This window comes from Actinomadura fibrosa, assembly GCF_900659615.1.
Taxonomy (GTDB): Bacteria; Actinomycetota; Actinomycetes; order Streptosporangiales; family Streptosporangiaceae; genus Spirillospora; species Spirillospora fibrosa.
The window spans coordinates 1-4,488 of record NZ_CAACUY010000428.1 but is presented as its reverse complement, the minus strand read 5'-3'; the positions used below and the strand labels follow the sequence as shown (position 1 = coordinate 4,488).

The following is a 4,488-nucleotide window of genomic DNA, read 5'->3' as shown; positions in this document are numbered from 1 at the left end:
ACCGCCGCTACGAACGCAAACCCGAGCACTTCCTGGCCTTCGTCGGCATCGCCGCCGCCCTGATCTGTCACCGCCGACTCACCAAATGAGATGTCGTCTTAAACGGGCGTTGCGGCGATCGCTGCATCGCTCCGGCTCGCCTGGCGGCTCACTGCGCGATCAGTGCCTCGCAAGCTCGGCACTGGCTTCGCACGCGATCGCAACGCTCGGGTCCTTGATCGTTTGGGGTTACTGCCCGGCTCTAATGGAAGTTTCTTGCTTTTACTTTTCCTGGGACGGGGAGGCGGGCTAGGCGGGTGGCTCGGATGCTGGTGACGTCGTCGGCGCGTTCCAGGCGGCCGCTGACGAGGAGGGCCTGGGAGTCGACGGCGAGGGCGCGGTAGCGCTGGAAGATCTGCGGCGGGCAGGTCACGTTGATGAGGCCGGTCTCGTCCTCCAGGGTCATGAAGACGATGCCGCCGGCGGTCGGCGGGCGCTGGCGGTGGGTGACGAGCCCGGCGACGACGACGTTGGTCTCGTTGGGGACGTCCGGGAGCCGCTCGGACGGCAGGGCGCCGAGCTCGTCCAGCGACGCGCGGACGTGGGCCATGGGGTGGGTGTGGGCGACGCCGGTGGCCCACAGGTCGGCGATGGTCTCCTCGATCGGCGTCATGGCGGGCAGGGCGGGCGCGGCCGTGCCCGGGGTGACGCCCTCCAGCTGGCCGGGGCCCGAGCCGGCGAGGGCGCCCGCCGCCCACAGGGCCTCCCGCCGCGACAGGCCGAACGAGTCGAACGCGCCCGCCGTGGCGAGGGCCTCCAGCGCTCCGGCGGAGAGGGGGACGCGCCGCGCGAGGTCCTCCATGTCCGTGTACGGACGGCCCGCGGCGATCTTCTCCGCCTGGTCGGTGCCGAAGTTGCGGATCCCGGCGAAGCCGAGCCGGATGGCCGGTTGGGGGTCGTCCGGCCCGTGCGGGTGGGCGCAGGTCGGGGGGAGGGGCTCCTCCAGGGTGGGGTAGACGTCGCTGGCGTTGATGTCCACGCCGCGGACGGTGACGCCGTGGCGGCGGACGTCGCCCAGAAGGCTCTGCGGGTTGTAGAAGCCCATCGGCTGGTTGCGGATGAGCGCGGCGGTGAACGCGGCCGGGTAGTGGCGTTTCATGTAGGCGCTGGCGTAGACGAGGTGGGCGAAGCTCTGCGCGTGGGACTCGGGGAACCCGAACCCGGTGAAGCTGAGGATCTTCTCGTAGACGTCCTCGGCGGCGTCCTCGGGGATGCCGCGGGCGGCCATGCCGTCCAGCAGGCGGCGGCGGAGCCGTTCGACGCGCTCGGGGGCGCGCTTGGCGCCCATCGCCTGGCGGAGCTCGTCGGCGTCGGCGGGGGTGAAGCCCGCGCAGTCCACGGCGAGCTGCATCATCTGCTCCTGGAAGAGCGGCACGCCGAGGGTCCGGGACAGGGCGGGCTCCATCAGCGGGTGCGGGCAGGCCGGCGGCTCCTGCCCCTTGCGGCGGCGCAGGTACGGGTGGACGGAGCCGCCCTGGATGGGGCCCGGCCTGATCAGCGCGACCTCGACGACCAGGTCGTAGAACTCGCGGGGCTTGAGGCGGGGCAGCGTCGCCATCTGGGCCCGCGACTCCACCTGGAACAGCCCGACGGTGTCGGCGTCGCACAGCATGTCGTAGACGCGGGGGTCCTCCGGCGGGATCGACTGGAGGTCGTAGCGGGGGCCGTGGTGCTCGGCGACGAGGTCGAAGCAGTCGTGCAGCGCCGCGAGCATGCCGAGGCCGAGCAGGTCGAACTTCACGAGCCCGGCCGCCGCGCAGTCGTCCTTGTCCCACTGGAGGACGCTGCGGTCGGCCATCGACGCCCACTCGATCGGGCAGATCTCCCCGACGGGGCGGTCGGCGATCACCATGCCGCCGGAGTGGATGCCGAGGTGCCGGGGGAGCGTCAGCATCCGGTCGGCGAGTTCCCGGACGGGCGCGGGGATGTCGGCCTCGGTGCCGACCGGGTCGCGGGTGTCGATGCCCTTGGACCACGCGTCCTGCTGGCCGGGGGAGTAGCCGAGCGCGCGCGCCGCGTCCCGCACGGCCATGCGCGGCCGGTAGCTGATGACGTTCGCGACCTGCGCGGTGCACTCGCGCCCGTACTTCTTGTAGACGTACTGGATGGCCTCCTCGCGGCGCCGGTGCTCGATGTCGAGGTCGATGTCGGGCGGGCCGTCCCGTCCGGGGGACAGGAAACGCTCGAAGAGCAGGCCGTGGCGGACGGCGTCGACACCGGTGATGCCGAGCGCGTAGCAGACCGCGGAGTTGGCCGCCGACCCGCGTCCCTGGCACAGGATGCCCTTCTCCCGGCAGAACTCCACGATGTCGTGGACGATCAGGAAGTAGCCGGGGAAGCGGAGCCGCTCGATGACGTCCAGCTCCTTGGCGATCTGCGCGTAGGCGCCGGAGACCCGTTCGGCGTCCGGCGGCCCGTACCGCTTCGCCGCGCCCTCCTTGACGAGGTGCCGCAGCCAGCTCGCCTCGGTGTGCCCGTCCGGGACGGGCCAGTCGGGCAGCCGCGGCGCGACGACGCCGAACTCGAACGCGCAGGCGCGGGCCAGCTCGACCGTCCGCTCGCGGACGCCGGGGAAGCGCGCGAGGCGGGCCGCCATCTCGGCGCCGCCGCGCACGTGGGCGGTGCCTCCGGCGGGCAGCCAGCCGACCATGTCGTCGAGGCCGCGGCGGGCCCGGACGGCGGCGAGCGCCTGCGCGAGCCGGGCGTCCGGGCCGGGCGCGGCGAAGTGCACGTTGTTGGACGCGACGGCGCCGACGCCGACGCGGGCGGCCAGCGCGAACAGCAGGTCGTTGCGCTGGTCGTCGTCCGGCTGGTCGTGGTCGACCAGCTCCACGAACACGTTGCCGCGCCCGAACATCTCGACCTGGCGGCGCAGCTCGCGCTCGGCCGCGTCCGGGCCGCCGACCTCCAGCGCCGCCGGGACCGGCCCCTTACGGCAGCCGGTGAGCACCGCCCAGTGCCCGTCGTGGGCTCTGGCGAGCGCCTCCAGGTCGTAGACGGGACGGCCCTTCCGGCCCCCGGCGAGCTGCGCCGCCGTGATCGCCGAGCAGAGCCGGGCGTAGCCCTGCGCGCCGCGCGCGAGGACGAGCAGGTGCCGCCCGGCCGGGTCGGGCTCCCCGGCTCGCGGCCCCGGCATCCCGAGGCCGAGCTCGGCGCCGAACACCGTGGCGATCCCGGCCTCCTCCGCGGCCTGCGCGAACTGCACCGCGCCGTACATGCCGTCGTGGTCGGTGATCGCCATCGCCTCGACGCCGAGCCGCGTCGCCTCGGCGACCAGCGCGCCCGGGTCGCTCGCGCCGTCCAGGAAGCTGAACGAGGAGTGGCAGTGCAGCTCCGCCCACGGGACGTCCCGGGGCGCCGCGACGGGCACGGGCGGCGCCGCGCGCTCCGTCCGCGGAGCCTCGCCCGCCTCGGTCGCCGTACCCGACGGCTTCCAGGACAGCCGCTTCTCCAGCTCCCGCCAGGGGATCGGCGGATTGTGCCACCCCATCAGGCGGTTCCCCTAGTCATACGCCGCCTCCACGTGCCACTTCCCGCGCTCCACCGCGAGGAGGTAGGCCATGCCGTCGCCGGTGACGACCTGGAAGCGGGCCCGGCGCCGCGCGCGGGCCGGGTCCCACCAGCGCTCGTCGGCGGGCCACGGGCCGGTCCAGCCGGTCACGGGCGCGGCGGGGCCGCCATCCACGGAGACGGCGGCGGGCGGGGCCGACACCGCGCAGCGCGCCGACACCGCCACCGGCGCGCCCGACGCGTCGATCACCGCGGCGGCCGGGGGCGACGGCGGCACGAGCGCGGGCGCGGGATCCGGGACGCGGCCCGGCCACGGCCCGTCCGGGACGTCCGCGGGCGGCAGGTCGCCGACCGGCACCTTCGCGACCCGCTCGCCGGGGCCGCGCCCGCCGGTCAGCACGGGGCGGGTGATCGCGGAGTGGCCCAGCAGGCCTTGGACGCGGTCGGCGGCCCGCGCGATCCGGTCGGTGACGGTGGTGCGGCCCCACAGCGCCTCCTGCCGCCCGGCGTCCGGGACGAGCTGGTCGGGGGCCAGTTCCAGCCAGGTCACGCCGCCCCAGACGGCCTCGTCCTCGGCGGGCGGCGCCTCCACGCCGTCGGGGTCGGTGCCCGCGACGGGGCGTCCGCTCCGCCACGCGGACAGCTGCCACCGCACCCGCTCCGCCACCGCCAGCGCGGACAGCCGCCCGTCGTGCCGCCAGAGCCGCCGCAGGACGTGCCCGTCCGCGAACCCGATCCCGACCTCCAGCTGGACGCAGGTCAGCCCGTCCGCGGCGAGGCCCTCGTGCAGCTCGCCCGCCAGCCGCTTCGCCGCGAACACGACCTGGTCGGCGTGCGCGGCGGGCGGGTCGAAGCCGGTGCGCGCGGACAGGTCGGCCGCGGCGCGGACGTGCGGAACTACTCCGCGGCGGGGGCGGCGGCCTTCGGAGGCGCGGGGCG

The 4,488-nt window shown here is 75.1% G+C and carries 1 protein-coding gene and 2 pseudogenes; 1 reads left to right on the top strand and 2 read right to left on the bottom strand.

The window, feature by feature from the left end:
• A pseudogene (locus E1300_RS47825) lies at positions 1 to 89 on the top strand (IS5/IS1182 family transposase); the annotation flags it as partial.
• Positions 90 to 241: 152 nt separating this feature from the next.
• On the opposite strand, the gene E1300_RS47820 reads toward E1300_RS47825, so the two are convergent.
• Both E1300_RS47820 and E1300_RS47815 read right to left on the bottom strand, forming a co-directional pair.
• A complete protein-coding gene (locus E1300_RS47820) occupies positions 242 to 3,529 on the bottom strand; it encodes an error-prone DNA polymerase (protein ID WP_131763884.1) in 3,288 nt (1,095 codons plus the stop codon).
• Positions 3,530 to 3,541: 12 nt separating this feature from the next.
• Positions 3,542 to 4,488, bottom strand: a pseudogene (locus tag E1300_RS47815) (DNA polymerase Y family protein); the annotation flags it as partial.